This window comes from Flectobacillus sp., assembly GCF_049240685.1.
In the GTDB taxonomy this organism is placed as follows: Bacteria; Bacteroidota; Bacteroidia; order Cytophagales; family Spirosomataceae; genus Flectobacillus.
In genome coordinates, this window is sequence record NZ_JBMLSD010000176.1 from 1 (window position 1) to 16,120 (window position 16,120).

Annotated in this window: 16 protein-coding genes; 5 read left to right on the plus strand and 11 right to left on the minus strand. The window is 37.3% G+C overall.

Annotation, left to right across the window (positions count from 1 at the left end; translation table 11 throughout):
* Window positions 1-510 precede the first annotated feature (510 nt).
* Window positions 511-1,548, plus strand: a complete 1,038-nt coding sequence (locus tag ACOVQ4_RS08045) for a hypothetical protein (protein ID WP_421820138.1) — start codon at window positions 511-513, stop codon at window positions 1,546-1,548.
* A 274-nt stretch (window positions 1,549-1,822) separates the two neighbouring features.
* Here the strand turns inward: ACOVQ4_RS08045 and ACOVQ4_RS08050 are convergent, their stop codons facing one another.
* The 9 genes from ACOVQ4_RS08050 to ACOVQ4_RS08090 all read right to left on the minus strand — a co-directional run bounded on the left by ACOVQ4_RS08050 (window position 1,823) and on the right by ACOVQ4_RS08090 (window position 8,668).
* On the minus strand, window positions 1,823-3,253 hold the full coding sequence (locus tag ACOVQ4_RS08050; RefSeq protein WP_421820139.1) for an amidohydrolase: 1,431 nt from the start codon (window positions 3,251-3,253) through the stop codon (window positions 1,823-1,825).
* A gap of 250 nt (window positions 3,254-3,503) precedes the next feature.
* The gene (locus ACOVQ4_RS08055) at window positions 3,504-4,679 is read right to left on the minus strand and encodes a DUF3667 domain-containing protein (RefSeq protein WP_421820140.1); all 1,176 of its coding nucleotides are present in this window, start codon (window positions 4,677-4,679) and stop codon (window positions 3,504-3,506) included.
* 142 nt (window positions 4,680-4,821) lie between these two features.
* Entirely contained in the window at window positions 4,822-5,187 is a 366-nt protein-coding gene (locus ACOVQ4_RS08060) for a DUF4260 domain-containing protein (RefSeq protein ID WP_421820141.1), read from the minus strand.
* A 65-nt stretch (window positions 5,188-5,252) separates the two neighbouring features.
* Entirely contained in the window at window positions 5,253-5,831 is a 579-nt protein-coding gene (locus tag ACOVQ4_RS08065; RefSeq protein ID WP_421820142.1) for a Crp/Fnr family transcriptional regulator, read from the minus strand.
* Between the two features lie 11 nt (window positions 5,832-5,842).
* Window positions 5,843-6,214 carry a hypothetical protein gene (locus tag ACOVQ4_RS08070; protein WP_421820143.1) on the minus strand — a complete coding sequence of 124 codons (372 nt, stop codon included), beginning with the start codon at window positions 6,212-6,214 and terminating at the stop codon, window positions 5,843-5,845.
* A gap of 88 nt (window positions 6,215-6,302) precedes the next feature.
* Window positions 6,303-6,656 carry a DUF2200 domain-containing protein gene (locus ACOVQ4_RS08075; RefSeq protein ID WP_421820144.1) on the minus strand — a complete coding sequence of 118 codons (354 nt, stop codon included), beginning with the start codon at window positions 6,654-6,656 and terminating at the stop codon, window positions 6,303-6,305.
* 488 nt (window positions 6,657-7,144) lie between these two features.
* Window positions 7,145-7,471, minus strand: a complete 327-nt coding sequence (locus tag ACOVQ4_RS08080) for a DMT family transporter (protein WP_095162341.1) — start codon at window positions 7,469-7,471, stop codon at window positions 7,145-7,147.
* Window positions 7,472-7,549: 78 nt separating this feature from the next.
* The gene (locus ACOVQ4_RS08085) at window positions 7,550-8,113 is read right to left on the minus strand and encodes a Crp/Fnr family transcriptional regulator (RefSeq protein ID WP_421820145.1); all 564 of its coding nucleotides are present in this window, start codon (window positions 8,111-8,113) and stop codon (window positions 7,550-7,552) included.
* A gap of 147 nt (window positions 8,114-8,260) precedes the next feature.
* A complete protein-coding gene (locus ACOVQ4_RS08090) occupies window positions 8,261-8,668 on the minus strand; it encodes a hypothetical protein (RefSeq protein WP_421820146.1) in 408 nt (135 codons plus the stop codon).
* Between the two features lie 730 nt (window positions 8,669-9,398).
* On the opposite strand from ACOVQ4_RS08090, the gene atpA reads away from it, so the two are divergent.
* Both atpA and atpG read left to right on the plus strand, forming a co-directional pair.
* Window positions 9,399-10,979 (plus strand): F0F1 ATP synthase subunit alpha, encoded by a 1,581-nt coding sequence (atpA, locus tag ACOVQ4_RS08095; RefSeq protein WP_421820147.1) that lies wholly within the window; start codon window positions 9,399-9,401, stop codon window positions 10,977-10,979.
* A 269-nt stretch (window positions 10,980-11,248) separates the two neighbouring features.
* Entirely contained in the window at window positions 11,249-12,133 is an 885-nt protein-coding gene (atpG, locus tag ACOVQ4_RS08100) for an ATP synthase F1 subunit gamma (protein ID WP_421820148.1), read from the plus strand.
* A gap of 88 nt (window positions 12,134-12,221) precedes the next feature.
* On the opposite strand, the gene ACOVQ4_RS08105 is transcribed toward atpG, so the two are convergent.
* Together ACOVQ4_RS08105 and ACOVQ4_RS08110 are read right to left on the minus strand one after the other, a co-directional pair.
* Window positions 12,222-12,419, minus strand: coding sequence for a hypothetical protein (locus ACOVQ4_RS08105; RefSeq protein WP_421820149.1), 198 nt, complete (start codon window positions 12,417-12,419; stop codon window positions 12,222-12,224).
* Between the two features lie 97 nt (window positions 12,420-12,516).
* Window positions 12,517-13,404, minus strand: a complete 888-nt coding sequence (locus tag ACOVQ4_RS08110) for an MBL fold metallo-hydrolase (protein ID WP_421820150.1) — start codon at window positions 13,402-13,404, stop codon at window positions 12,517-12,519.
* Between the two features lie 487 nt (window positions 13,405-13,891).
* Between ACOVQ4_RS08110 and ACOVQ4_RS08115 the strand changes: the two genes are divergently transcribed.
* Both ACOVQ4_RS08115 and ACOVQ4_RS08120 read left to right on the plus strand, forming a co-directional pair.
* On the plus strand, window positions 13,892-14,716 hold the full coding sequence (locus ACOVQ4_RS08115) for an MBL fold metallo-hydrolase (RefSeq protein WP_421820151.1): 825 nt from the start codon (window positions 13,892-13,894) through the stop codon (window positions 14,714-14,716).
* A 148-nt stretch (window positions 14,717-14,864) separates the two neighbouring features.
* Window positions 14,865-15,698, plus strand: coding sequence for a DUF2911 domain-containing protein (locus tag ACOVQ4_RS08120; RefSeq protein WP_421820152.1), 834 nt, complete (start codon window positions 14,865-14,867; stop codon window positions 15,696-15,698).
* Window positions 15,699-16,120: the final 422 nt, after the last annotated feature.

Here is a 16,120-nt window from a genome sequence, read left to right on the forward strand (position 1 = left end):
GCTAAAAGTTAAATAGTATTTCTCATGAAGTAATGAAAGCTTTTTTGCCTAATGCTTACGGCTTATAGCCAAAGGCTCTTTATGCAGTAGGCTAAAAGTTAAATAGTATTTCTCATGAAGTAATGAAAGCTTTTTGCCTAATGCCTACGGCTTATTGCCTAAAGCTCTTTATGCAGTAGGCTAAAAGTTAAATAGTATTTCTCATGAAGTAATGAAAGCTTTTTGCCTAATGCCTACGGCTTATTGCCTAAAGCTCTTTATGCAGTAGGCTAAAAGTTAAATAGTATTTCTCATGAAGTAATGAAAGCTTTTTTGCCTAATGCCTACGGCTTATAGCCTAAAGCAGTATTAATGCAATTTGATTTTGCATTAATATTTATAAAATCGCTAAATAAAAAAATTGGTTAGGGTATTAGCTACTTTTCCCAAAGAGTTGATACCCAACAACCTTTTTGTGTTTGGTTGCCTATTTTGTGTAGTTCAGTAAACATCAAATTAATATAAAAGCTCATGAAAGCGTTTCTACATTTTTCACTCCTTCTTATAGGACTTTTAGCAAGCTGCAAAACTACTTTTGCTCAAAAATTAGTGAATCCTCATATTAGTTTCAAAATAGAGTTGCGCCCAGATGGCTACTACTATGGAACCATGAAGTCGGATACCACGCTGAGTGCTGGCGTTCGAGAAAATATTATTTCCACTATTCAATTTACGATAGTAGCTCCCATAGGAACATTTGCTCCAGTTTCTTATACGGGCTCAACGGTGTTTAACTTGCTAGGAAGTATTGAAGATTTAGTGCCTTCAGACAATCTTGGTTCATATTTGTGGACTATTCAGCGATCTACCTACGATGCTAATACAGAGTATGCTTTTATTGAAATGAGAGGGACAGCTCGATTTATCAATCCGATCACAAAAGATGTGGAAATTCCTTTGTTTCGTTTTAGACTACAAAATTGTTTAGGAAGTATCCGCTTGTATCAAAATGGCATAGATTTACCAAGCCGTTCGGGAACAGCCTTGCTAAATACTGACTGTTCGGTCTATATTATAGGTATTAGTGGAGGTTTAGCCGACGCCTACAAAGATAATTATGGCGGACCAGCCGCATGTCTAACAGCTCCCATCCCCGACTTAATGACGTCATTGACTGTACCATCTTCTGGTGCTCCCAATACAGCTTACAATTATACTGTTAGTGTCATGAATGTAGGCTCAGGTGCTAGTTCAGGAATTGTGGCAGAAAGTTTTAGTTTGCCCGCAGGTTTGACATTCAATAGTGGAGGAGGTAACGGCTGGACTTGTGCGGTTGCAGGCACATCCTCTGGTACAACAACAGTCACCTGCACCAATCCCGCACCGAATGTGCCAGCAAGTGGAAGTATCAATTTTCCATTAACGGTAACACCAACGAGTCTAGGTGCTTTTACCATCACCGCACAAGTATCGGGTGGGGGAGAAAGCAACACCAATAACAACAATGCCACAAGTAATACCACCAGTATTGGTTGTGGCGTAAGCGCAGGAGGAATCAACAGACTTTAATCAATTTTTGATTAAAGAGAAGAAATATAAGCCTAAGGAGGACATCGTTAAGATAAGGAGTAACTATTTTTTCGTTGCGAGCGAAAATCAATACTTCAACAGTACTAGAGGTTGGTATAATCTGCCAACCTCTTTTTTGTGGGTTAACATTACAAACAAGTTAACTTCATGGGAAACCCTCATTTGCCTCGCTAGTGCTGGATTCCTATCCAGCACTCCTTTTTTCTGAGGATTCTATCCCTCATAATAGGCTATAGTTTCCTGCAAAGTTTTATCATTTTCGATAATCTAATGGAGGCTTTCTATCGCCTGCCAAGGATTTATATTCAAATGTTTTTGTTCCTCTTCTTTGATATAATTCCTCTTTGGCTTGTTCAATTAAATTGGGTGATTTAAACAAGTTTTGAGCCGTAAGGGCAATCGTTTGGGCGGCGTTCATCATGCCTTTATGCCCAATACTCATACCATTGCAGGCAACCGCTTGCCAACTATGGGCAGGTACGCCTGGCACCCATGTAGCTGTAGAAAGCCCAGCCGTAGGCGTAACCCAACTCACGTCGCCCACATCTGTAGAAGCAGGAAACGCCAAGCCAGTGGTATAAGGACGCACCGTTTGGGCAGAGCTGATTGGGGCAAGTGTTTGGGCATTTACCGTCTGGCGAATTTTTTCGGCAAAAGCGATTTCTTCGGGTGTGTAAGGCACGCCCCCAACTTTTTCAAGGCTTTTTTGCATTTCTTTTGCCAAAATATCATTGGGTAGTAAATTGTATAATCCTGCCAAAATTTCGTAGCTCATCTTCGTTTCTGTGCCATGAGCTGCTGCTTCAGCGGTTTTGAGGAGGCGTTGCCAAATTTCTTCTAAACCCTGTGCCGTAGGATTACGAATCGTGTATTCGACCATCGCATAATCAGGTACGATGTTGGAGGTTAGTCCGCCGTTTTTAATCACATAATGAATACGTGTTTCGGGAGAAATATGTTCTCGCATCAAGTTTACCATATAGTTCATGGCTTCAACGGCATCTAAAGCCGAGCGACCTTTTTCGGGACTAGCCGAAGCGTGAGCTGCCAAGCCCGAAAAGCTAAAATTGGCTACTCTATACGCCAGAGACGAGTTCGGACTAGCGTTGTTGTTATCGCCAGGGTGCCAATGCAACACCGCATCAATATCTTTGAAAACACCCTCTTTTACCAAATAGGTTTTGCCACCGCCAGCACCTTCTTCAGCTGGTGTGCCAATCAGGCGAATGGTTCCTTTGATATGGGCTTTCGCCATCCAATTTTTGGTAGCAATAGCGGCTGCAACCGAGCCCACACCAAACAAGTTGTGCCCGCAAGCATGGCCATAGGCATTCACAAATTTAGCTTTTCTGAAAGGCACTGCTTCTTGCGATAAACCGGGCAAGGCATCCATTTCTGCCAAAATACCAATCACTGGAGAGCCAGAGCCATAGGTAGCCACAAAGGCTGTTTGCATTGCTCCAACCCCTTTTTGTACCTGAAAGCCAGCCGCTTGCAATTCTTCTATTAGGGCGTTGGAGGTTTTGTCTTCTAAATATCCCGGTTCGGCCCATTGCCAAATTTTATCTGACAAGGCAGCGTATTGGGTATATTTTTGTTGTAATTCTTGGGTAATTTCTTGTTGAGCCAGCGCACACGGAATACCTACCCAAAGGCAAAGGCATACATACAGTAGTTTTTTCATGGTTTTAGTTTGGGTGAATGAGTGGAAAACAATATTTTGAGGTATTTTCACTAATATCAAATTTAACCCATGAGCAAGTTTAAATCAAGCAAGTAGCAGAATGTTATTTTGAAAATATCCAAGTAAAACCTTTACAATGAAAAAAGGAGTGCTGGATTCCTATCCAGCACTCCTTTTTTCATAGGATTCTATCTTTTATTGAAGTTATCTATTGGAAACCTAACTTTAATGGACAAGTTTGACCAGCATTTTAAGTCGTTACTAGCCCAGAGAAGATTCCAATGAGGATAATTAAAATGAATAAAAATGAGTAAGACATAGTCAGTAGTATGAACTTTATGAGCGTTTTTACCCAACTTTGCTGATATACGTTTTTGATAGAAATCATGAAATACACTAGACTCAGAATTACTACAAATAATACAATGTATCCTGAATAATCATAATAATCTTGATTGAAAAAGTATTTGTATAAATCAATCAGAAATTCACATATTGCCCAAAAGACAAAAATAGCGGAGTGGGTATATAAGGTAAACACAAGGTGTTGAAAGTAATACCGCCACTTGGTACGTTTTTCGAAAAACCATAAGATATAGGCTGCAAACGGTAATAGAATAAACATGATTGTCGGCAAATAATTGTTGAACAACATCGTTCTGCCATTTATTTCTGATTTTACTCCATACTTTTCTTCAAGATAGCGATGGTATTCCTTCACAATACTATTTTTGATAGTTTTCCTGACAGGGAAGAATGTAGATATTCCCTTAGCCGTCAATACGGAATCTAAAGCCTCGTCATTTAATTGAAAATAGTAAGTGATGGAGTCTTTTGGAATAATGAGTTTTTTGAAAAGACCTAAATAAAATTTGGAGCTATCTTTTCTGGCATTATACTCTTTTTGAGCATCTTTCATGCCTTTTCTGAATTCATCCAGATTACTTTTTGAGACAGTATCTAGTTCTGATTCGAGGTTTTGCGAAAGGTCTTTTTTTAATTGTCTAGCAAAGTTTCTACCGCTATTATAGTCTCTATTTTCGGCTTTTCTCAGCGAATCAATGGTGTTTTTGCTCTGTAACTGAGTATTGCTATCTTTTTTCAGTAGGTCTGAACTCATGATGAAAAAAAAGATGGCACTCACCCCAAAATACATTCTTACAGGGTGCATATATTTAACTCTTTTCCCTGAGTTAAATGCTAAAGTCAGTTTACCCGGATGTGTGAATATAATTTTTACCGTTTCGATAAACTTGGTTTCAAAAAAAGTAATACCACCAATAAACTCCATGATGAGGTCTTTCATGGGCGCATTCAAATTGTGATTTTCTTGTCCACAAACGTGGCAATAATTTTCATTGCGTTCTAGGACAGTTTCACAGTTTGGGCATAAATGGGTTTTACGGCGTACTTTTCTTTTTCGCATAATAAAATAGTAGTATGGTAGTATTTGAAATGAGGCTATACAAATGTAGATGTTTTTAGAAAAAACTCATCGCTAGTGCTGGATTCCTATCCAGCACCCCCTTTTTTCTTAGGATTCTATCCTTTTTGATTTGGTAAGACTATTACTTCTTTCCCACCCATCCCAAATGCGTATGCTGAAAACTGTCAGTATATTTAAGTCCGTAGCCCAAAGCTCTGTCCATAGCCGAATGACCAAACAAAATAATGCCAATCAAGGTGATTATGTCCTGATTTAAAAAATAACCAAGCGCAAGTATAGCGATAGCCAATAATTTGTGATGAAATAGGTTATATCCCCAAGCCCCAACTTTGGTATTAAATAGATAGCCTAACATCGAAATATCTGGCAGCAGAATACAAGCAGGATATATCCACCAAGCATACTCTAATTGCTGAAATAATACGATAGAAAGAAGTAGCTGAGCAAGTTCTTCTAATTTGAGGAGGGAATTCATTTCTTTTGTCATGTTCGTTTTTGTTTTTGTGATGACACAAAATTCGAGCATTAAAAAGTATTCACTCTTGACAAAAATCAAGAACTTTCGGATTTACGTTTTCTGATTCGACTAAAGGTTTCGGCGCTCATACCCAATACCGAGGCTATGTATTGCAGAGGTACTTGATTGAAAAGTTCTTTATTTTGTTCAAAATACGCATCATAACGCTCTTCGGCGGTCATTGATAGGTGCGAAAACACGCGATTTTCAATCATCGCAAAACATTTGACGATAAATCTTTTTTCAATATCGAGCCACTTGGGAAACTCCTGACAGAGCTTGAGATAATTATTTTTTGAAAGGGTCAATAATTCAACATCTGTAAATGCTTGAATTGACCAGCGATTGGGCTGGTTAAAGAAAAAACCTGCTATTTCGGTGATAAGATAATTTTCGGTCGAAATCCATTGAGTAATTTCTTTCCCGTCTACAACAGCATACACTCTTAAAATCCCTCTTTTTATGAGACTGAGCTTATCACAAACTTTATCTGATTGGGTAAAATAAGCATTTCTAGGAAGTTTTTCTTCTTTAAAATAGGAGCGAAGAAGTTCCAACTCAGTCTCAGAAAGTTGTCCGAAGTTATCCTGAATAATAAGGTTAAAGTCTTGCACAGAAAAGGTTGTTATAAATCTTGAGCGTTTTCAGGATATAGGTAGAAAATAGAAATCAGTTTTCTGGTAGCTGTATCCCAAAACATCATGTAGGCTTTTTCCTCTGTACTAAAAGTATTTAAACACACCTCCTTGGCTGAGGAGCTGGAGAGTTTTTTTATCGCCTCTTCCCAAGAGCTTATTTCTTCGTTTTCAAAAAAAGATCTCTTCAAACTTTTATTGATTCGTAGCTTTGTGGTGTATAATCCTGTTAGATACTCCCTCGTTTGAACTATTTCCTTTAGAATACTCTCAGGATATTGTTGGAGTACCGTTGCACATTCTTGTGCTAGAAAAGACTCCTTTTCTGCTTGAAGGCCATTTAAAACTTGTTCACGTGTCATCTAGAATTGGTTTTTGGATAAAAGGTGTCTTGGGTATATCTCTGAATACTAAATTGATGAAGGTGATTTCATGAGATTGAAACGTCATCTAAGTTCTCAAAATCTTATCCATTTTTTTACCCTTCGCTAGTTCATCCACTAATTTATCTAAATATCGGATTTGTTGCATCAATTTATCTTCAATATCTTCTATTCGGTAGCCACAAATAATCCCAGTAATTTTATGAGCATTTGGATTTATCTGAGGAGCTTCTGCAAAAAAGGTTTCAAAGTCAGTTTTTTTCTCAATAATTTGTAGAATATCGGCAACATCATAGCCAGTTAACCAACAAATCACTTCATGTAATTCGTCTACAGTCCGTCCTTTTTTCTCAACTTTCTGTACATAGTGAGGATATACACTCGCAAAAGACATTTTGAAAACTCTAGTATTTGTATTCATGAGTAAAGTGAAAGGTTAACTGACAAGTTTATTAGCAGTTTAAATTTACTGTTTTTCAACAAAAATCTACTGTTTGACACAAGGGAATTTCTAGCCTAAGCTCTATAAATAAAATTCCCAAAAGGAAATAAGTCATGCAAAATAAGATTTAATAAGCTGAAGCTATTTTATTATTTTTGTAAAAGCTCCGTAGGAGCGAAAGTTTGGTAGCATAATTCCTTAGGAAAATTTTAAAAGAGCGCCGTAGGTGCGAAAGAAAACAAACTATTTTGAAGTCTTTCGCGCCTACGGCGCTCCTTTATTGGTTCAGTAAAAAGTCCATTACTACCAAACTGTCGCTCCTACGGAGCTGATGTAAAAGATTGGTGAGTAAGTGGGCTTGTCATTTTTAAAAATAAATTCTGTCGTTCTGCTTCGCTTTTTATTTCGAGCACAAACAACCAAAATATGAGGTCTTTCTGTCATAAATGCTTTTTAGATATTCGATATTAATGCGACACCATTTTCAATCCAATAATAGAGCCAATTAAAGTACTGATAAAAAATAAGCGCCAAAAAGTAGCTGGTTCTTTAAAAACAAGGATTCCCAAAAGGACTGTTCCAACAGCACCAATGCCTGTCCAAACAGCATAAGCCGTAGCAATAGGTAGCGATTCAATAGCTTTCATCAAAAGCCCCATGCTGATAAAAAGCGCTATACCAAATCCTGCATACCAAAGATATACCTCGTTCCCAGTACTTTCTTTTACTTTGCCCAAACAAAAAGCAAAGGCTACCTCAAATAGCCCTGCAATGATTAACCATATCCAATTCATATTTCTTGTGTTAAAATTCACAAGCAAAGTTCTGCATCGGAAAAGGAAAATAATTTTACAAATGTTAAAAAATACTACTTATCGAATATCAGCTCTAATTCTACTCAAACTCACTTGGCTTATGCCAAGGTACGAAGCAATATGTCCTAATTGCACTCGCTGAATTAGGTCAGGATGTAATTCTAGAAGTTCTTGATAGCGTTCGCTGGCGGTTTTGAATTGTCTCGCAATAAATCTTTCTTCTGTTTTGATGAGTTCCAGTTCAGCCAATTTGCGTCCCCAATTAGCGATATGTATATCACTCTGATAAAGGTCTTCCAACACCTCTGTTTTTAATTGATACAGTTCACAATCTTCTAATAGCTCTACATCTTCGTAACCTTTTTGTCCAGTGACATAGCTTTTTAAAGATACCAAAGTGTCTCCTTCTTTACAAAACAGAAAAGTAATCTCATTGTCAGGCGTTTGAGTATAGAGTCTTGCAATTCCTTTTTTGATAAAATAAATACTATTTTCCACTTTATTGGCTCGCAGTAGAATATGACCTTTCGGGAAACTAAGCTCAGAAATATGCCCTTCCAGCTTTTGCATAGAAGCTTCAGGAAGAGGGTAAATTTTATTTGAAATGTGTGAGAGGTTCATGTTAAATTGAATTGATGTATTTCAAATGATTTTTCCCGACGTATTTTCTCATTGATAACCTTTTAATCATTAAAATTACACTAGTTAATAACAGAATAGATAGTTTAAATCCGAAGCCCATTAAAATTTGAGATGAATATCTGTAGACTATTTGACGAAATCCAAATGCTGAATTTTATCAATGCAAGCCTCAACCGAATCATCCGTAGACTTCAATTGATATTTTAAATGCCAATTTTTACTTCTCACCAAAAAAATTCCTAAAGATTTTTCATAGTAAGCCTCTACTTGGCCGTCTGTCCTTGCATCAGGATTGGTAAACTTTAAAATTTGAATAGTTTGTTGGTGGATAGGATAGGCAAAAGAATCTACTAAAATCATTTTTTCTGAAACATCAGGAATATGATTTAGCCAGAGAGTATCAGATTTGCCAAGTTCTTGCTTAATCAAGTAAAAGCTATTTTCTTTTTGGGATACTGCTTTTTGTTTTTGGTTACAAGAGTAAAGGCTAATAATTGCGATGATACATAAAATGTTTGATGTAGATTTATCCATGATGTTATGTCTATAAACCAGCGCTTTAAGAGTTTAGAAAAATTCAAAACAAAGATGCGAATATTCATTGTGTAACCTACCTTTAGCTCACAAAATGAAATTAATTAGGGTATTTACAGTAGTATTCTTGCTTATGTATCTTGAAAGATGAAAATGGAGTTTTGATTTAAAATATATTGGGTGATAAGTTAACCCCAATTCAATCAAGTAATTAGTACAATCCCAAGAATAAATTTGACTTGGAATTAGCGAAAATTTGCTAAATGTATTTAGTTAAATATTTGGTAAAACTTCGTTTGTCATGGAATAATATTGTGTTGATAGATGCTTTAGTGCAAAAATCTTTGTTTTATCCATTTTAGGGTAATACACGAAGATGCTACAAGGATTAGACAATATTTCAGAAAATCTTCTCTGAAAATGAGAATAAATTAAGATTAACGTCAAAAAAAGCGTTGTAAGGGATAGGTTTTGAAGCGAAATTAGATACTTGGACAAAAATGCCACTCTCAAAAAAGTATAACGTTTAGCACGAAAAAAATTAGATTGTCGTGGAATTGTGAAATTTCTTCCCTAATTTTGCACCCGAAAAGAGTTAGTAAGTTTAAGATGTAATGCACACCTTCCAAGTAAAGCGAAAAAAATCTCTTTCCTTATCTTGTAAAGGACTTGCATCCAACGAATAACCTCTCAAATCGAATTCCAAAATCACAAATCCAACTATAAAGAAATGGCATCAGTCAGACCAGATGAAGTGTCAGCCATCTTGAGAGAACAACTTTCAGGATCTAAGTCAGAGGCTGAACTCCAAGAAGTAGGTACCGTGCTACAAATCGGTGATGGTGTAGCTCGTATTTATGGACTATCGAAAGTACAAGCGGGTGAGTTGCTCGTATTTGAAAACGGCTTGAAAGCCCTAGCCCTTAACCTCGAAGAAGACAACGTAGGTGCGGTATTATTGGGTGAATCATCTGAAATCAAAGAAGGTGACACCGTAAAACGTACAGACGAAATCGCCTCTATCAAAGTAGGTGACGGTATCTTAGGTCGTGTCGTGAACACACTTGGCGAGCCAATTGACGGCAACGGTCCAATCGCAGGACAATTATACGATATGCCACTTGAGCGTAAAGCTCCAGGGGTAATTTATCGTCAACCAGTAACAGAACCTCTTCAATCAGGTATCAAAGCAATCGATGCGATGATTCCAGTAGGTCGTGGTCAACGTGAGTTAGTTATTGGTGACCGTCAGACAGGTAAAACAACTGTTTGTATTGACACAATTATCAACCAAAAAGAATTCTACGATGCAGGTCAACCAGTGTTCTGTATCTATGTAGCTTGTGGTCAGAAAGCTTCAACTATCAAACAAGTTGAGCAAGCTCTTCGCAAAGCAGGTGCTATGGATTACACAGTAATCGTAGCGGCTGGTTCTGCCGACCCAGCTCCAATGCAGTTCTTTGCTCCATTTACAGGTGCTGCTATTGGTGAATTCTTCCGCGATACAGGTCGTCCAGCATTAGTAGTGTATGACGATTTGTCTAAGCAAGCGGTTGCTTACCGTGAAGTTTCATTGCTTCTTCGTCGTCCTCCAGGTCGTGAAGCTTACCCTGGTGACGTATTCTATTTACATAGCCGTTTGTTGGAGCGCGCTGCCAAAATCAACGCATCTGACGAAATCGCAAAAAATATGAACGACCTTCCTGAGTCTATCAAAGGAATCGTAAAAGGTGGTGGTTCATTAACGGCTCTTCCAATTATCGAAACTCAAGCGGGTGACGTTTCTGCTTATATCCCGACTAACGTAATCTCTATTACCGACGGTCAGATCTTCTTGGAAACTAACTTGTTTAACGCAGGTATCCGTCCAGCTATCAACGTAGGTATCTCTGTATCTCGTGTAGGTGGTAACGCCCAAATCAAATCAATGAAGAAAGTAGCTGGTACCTTAAAATTGGACCAAGCGCAATTCCGTGAATTGGAAGCTTTCGCTAAATTTGGTTCTGACTTGGATGCTGCTACTAAATTGACTATCGAACGTGGTCGTCGTAACCTCGAAATGTTGAAGCAACCTAACGGTAGCCCTCAACGTGTAGAAGACCAAATCGCTATGATTTATGTTTCTACAAACGGTTTAATCGACACAGTTGCGGTATCTAAAGTACGTGAGTTCGAGAAGGATTTCGTTACAGTTATGCATGCTACTCAAAAATCTACTATGGATGCTTTGAAAGCAGGTAAATTCGACGATTCTTTGACTGATGTATTGAAGAAAGTGGCGAAAGAAGTGGCAGTTAAATACCAAGGATAATATTTGAATGTAGGAGAGGGTAGTACGCTACTCTCTCTTTTACAGTAATTAATCAATTAGCAAATTGTGAATTGTGAATGAGAAATCATCACAAAAGCTTCGCAAAATTGAGACTGATTACCTAGCACGAAATCATTATTTGACTTGATATTCTTTAATGTAAACTTTCTGAGTCCTTACAAATAACAGATACATTAGTAATAAATAACGATTTTGAATACATCAAATATTTCATTTCTATCATTCACTGTTTCAAACATTAGCAAAAGATGCCTTCATTAAAAGAAGTCCGTAACCGAATAGTGTCAGTAAACTCTACTCAGCAGATTACTAAAGCCATGAAAATGGTTTCGGCGGCTAAACTTCGCCGTGCAACTGATGCTATTGTTCAAATGCGCCCTTATTCGCAGAAGTTAACCGAAATGATTGCAACTGTTTCGGCTAATGCAGAAGGTGCTCAATCGAACCCTTACACAATCACTCGCGATATTCAAAAAGTGCTAGTGATTGTTGTTACTTCTGACCGTGGTCTTTGTGGAGCATTCAACGCCAACATTGGTAAGGCTGCTGTAAACCTTATCTCTGAAAAATACGCTAGTCAAAATGCCGCAGGCAATGTTGAGATTTTGGCTTTGGGTAAAAAGGGTGCTGAATACTTGACTCGTCGTGGTTTTAAAGTAAACGAAAAATTTGTTCATATCTTCTCTAAATTGTCTTTCGCTTCAGTTCGCCAAGCAGCAGAATTTGCTATGGATGGATTCGTTGCCGAAAAATACGATGTGGTAGAAGTTATTTTCAATGAATTCAAAAACGTGGCAACTCAAATCTTGAGAACAGAACAAATGTTGCCATTAGTTGATAAACAAGATAGTAACGTTAAAGCTTCAACAGTTGATTATATCTTCGAACCATCAGAAGAGGAAATTATCAGCGAATTGATTCCTAAAGCGTTGAAATTGCAAGTGTATAAGGCTGTTTTAGAATCAAATGCTTCTGAACACGGTGCTCGTATGACTGCAATGGATAAGGCTACCGAAAACGCAGGCGAGTTGTTGAAAGAGTTGAAACTCGTTTACAACCGTTCTCGTCAAGCTGCGATTACGAAGGAAATCCTCGAAATCGTTGGTGGTGCCGAAGCATTAGCTTCAGCTTAATCTTGTTAAAAAAAGAACACAAAAAAAGACCTTTCGAAAGATAGGTCTTTTTTTATGTTCAGTTCTTACCTCTAAAAATTTGAAATCATCATTTTCTGGAATCTTTAAAGACAATTACCACTCGTCCAATCAAACCAACAGAGATAATTCCTCCAATAAGAAGAATGAAAAAGGTTTTTTCATTGAATCCATTGGTCGAATCAAGTAGTGCTATAGCGCCCCATGTAATTAAGGCTACAGTGGCTAGTATGATAATGACAAGAAGAATATAGGCTATGTTTTTCATGAAAATTCGTTGATTATTAGTCTGACCCAAAGCTAAGTGGCAGTTATTTTTTTAACAAGAAAATAGCTATTTTGTTTGTTTAACTTTTCAAAATAGTCTATTTACTGGTCAATTCATCGTAGGCAGCCGTCAAACTTCTTTGGATTCCATCGCCTTTCCATTCTGGGGCATTAGGGATAGCCGTAGTTTTGAGAATTTCTTCCTTGCTTTTTCCCGCTTTTATTTCTTGCGACACATAACCCAATAGCTGTTCCAAATAATTTTTGAATGCCTTTATATCTTCATGAGCACCCGTAATTTTCTCAGGATCAAACGCATGTCCAAAGACAAAAATGGTATCCTTATCAAAAGTAGCATTGATTTTGTCCAAAACATTAATCCAAGAATTCATATTGGCACCCGCATTGCGGTCTACTACCGGAAAGCGGCGGTTGAATACCAAATCACCGCAGTGTGCGACATTGGCACGTTCAAAATGAATGATAGAGTCTCCATTGGTATGACCCGCACCGAAATAATGTAGTTTGATACGCTCTTTTCCTAATTTCTCTAAGTGGGTATCTTGGTAAGTTATATCTGGGAAAAGCTGTTTTTCTACTGTGTTTTGCTTTTCAGCAACAGCTTTTTGATTTTTTAAAGAGTTTTCATGGGCAATTACATGTTCTACAATTCCTTTATAAGCTATATTACCACTTGAATGATCGCCATGGTGATGGGTATTGAAAAGTAATTTTATGGGATTTTCTGACATCCCTTTGAGGGCTTCTATCAAGTGATTGGACTGCTCAGGAAACTGTGAGTCCACTATGGCGATACCTTTGTTGGTAGAAGCAAACGCAATCGTACCTCCACGTTCGGTAAATACACCGACACCGTTGCGAAGTTCTTTGATTTTATATGGTGTGTCGAATGGCGATTTGTACGAACTAAGACCAAGGCTTGTCAGCAAAAAGGCTGAATGTTGGAGAAAAAGTCTTCTTTGCATAGAGAGTTGAAATATTTAAGTTTAGTTTTGACGTCAAGAAAATATGCTATTTAGGAAGATGCTAATCTTTACCTGATACAAAAAATGATATGAATGTACAATTGTTAACATAATTCGAAACTGCATAAAAGTAAAAACGCTTCTTTATACTACATTAGAACTGTACCGAGGGTTTCCAACAATTGTAGATTTGAGATTTTTGATTTCGGAAATACATTAAAATATCTTTTTTACAAAATCCAGAAGCTTATACTTCCAATAGCCAAAATAGACATTTTTAGAATCCTTGGTACGCAACTAATACTAAATAACTAATTGCTATTCAGCTGTTTTAATCTTAGGTACTGCTAGTCAAACCTTTATTCATAGATGAACTTTAAAGGAAAGACAAGTCAAAATTTAATAGAATTTTATCGTCGTAAAATACTATATTTAAGTTTTCATCCAAACTTTTCGACCAACGAAGCAAATAGGATTCTGAACGATTATGCAACACCTCAAAATTAAACAATTTGGCCCTGTCAAAGCTTTTGAGCTTGGGTATCACTGGCCTGGCTTGCCTACTTTTACGGTCTATGTTTACTACCTAGATGAGCTTTTGATTGATACAGGGCAACACAATTGCCGTCAAACAATTGTATCTTTATTTAAACAACTTCCTTTACAAAAAATCGTACTTACGCATTGGCACGAAGATCACATAGGCAACGTCGCTACACTCTATAATCAATTTAGTCCTGTGATTTATGCCGACCCGCTAACAGCCCAAAAGGTTAGTCAAGGCTTTGATATTATGCTTTATGAAAAGTATTTTTTTGGAAAAATTCGTCCACAAAATATTCCGATTGAAAATTTTCCCGATTGTATACACACGAATCAATTTTCGCTTACGCCAATTTTTACGCCTGGGCATACCGAAGACCATCATGTCTTTTTAGAGAAAAACGAAGGATGGCTTTTTTCAGGAGACCTGTTTGTGAGTCAGCGGATTAAGGTATTTCGGAAAGGCGAAAATATTTGGCAACAGATAGAATCGCTCAAAAGAGTTTTACAAGAAGATTTTGAGAAAGTTTTTTGTGCACATAATCCCCAAATACAGTTTGGCCGCAAAGCCTTAGAACGTAAACTCAGTTACTTTGAGTCGTTTACAGAGCAAGTGTGCTATTGGTATAATCAGGGATATAAAACCGCTGAAATTATTCAAAAAATGGAGCTTAAAGATAAAAAGGTTATTAATTTGATGACAGCTTACGACGTTAGTGTACATTGGATGGTGGGCTCTGTTATCAAGCACTTACCTGTACAATTGTAATTGCTGATAGGGCTATAATTAAGGCCATTGGTCGAATTTTTGTATCTTCTTGTCGGCATATTATGCCATCGGGTGAAACTATATTGTACTTTTGCCTGTTCAAAATGATTGAATAGTCTTCAAACAATTCTCCAATTTAAACAATAACATGAAAAAGATTTTATTAACATTTGTGGCAGTTGCAGCTATTATGACTGCTCAAGCACAAGGTATCAAAACTCCAGCGCCAAGCCCAACCCAAACCATCAAACAAGATTTTGCTTTATCTTCTATTGAAGTAAACTATTCGCGACCAAATATGAAGGGTAGAACTGTATTTGGTGATTTGGCTCCTTATGGTAAATTATGGAGAACAGGCGCTAATGCAGCCACTAAAGTGACTTTCGGCGAAGACGTAACGGTAGGCGGCGTAGCGGTAAAAGCGGGTACTTATGTGCTTTACACTGTTCCAAACAAAGACGAATGGGAAGTGATTTTTAACAAGGGTTTGAATAACTGGGGTATCGATGGTTACAAAAAAGAAGAAGATGTTGCTCGTTTCAAAGTAAAACCAGTAGCATTGCCTTCATCAGTTGAGACTTTCACGATTCAATTGGGTAATGTAACTGCTTCGACGGCCGATATTCAGGTTTCTTGGGAAAAAACTCAAATCAATATTCCTGTAGTGGCAGATATCGATGCTAAAATTTCTAAGTCAATTGAGACTGCAATGAACGTGGATAATCGTCCATATTTCCAAGCGGCTAGCTATTATTTTGAAGCTGGAAAAGATTTGAAGCAAGCATTAGCTTGGACAAACAAGGCTATCGAAAACAGTCCAAAAGCATTTTGGATGGTACATTTAAAAGCAAAAATCTTAGCTAAAATGGGTGACAAAGCTGCTGCTGTGACAGCTGCAAACCAGTCTATTGCATTGGCCAAAGAAGCTAAAAATGATGATTATGTAGCATTGAACGAGAAATTGATTGCTACCTTGAAATAATTTTAAGCAATATGCCATAAGCGGAAAGTTAAAGAATATTTCAAATGAAATGATACATACTTTTTGACCTAATGTCTAGGTATTAAAACATTTTATAATAAAAGGCGGTCGAAAAATAATTTTCGACCGCCTTTTTGATGCTACTATGCTAGATTTTACTCAACCTAAGACGCAAAGCATTGCATCTCTACTGGTGGTAGGTAGATTTAATCACTAAATCACTCAATCTCAATTCACTCAATACTATTTCCTCCTAATAAAATCTACTTAACTATTTTAGTATAAATAAAAAAGCAGTACCTTTGCAAAAAAATAAAAACACCCATTGGGTAAAGTCATGAAGTTCCTGTATTTTTCTCCTAATTTCTTCTCTTAGTAAAGGTATTTTGAACCTTTACCTCATTTTAGAATCTGTCAACTGG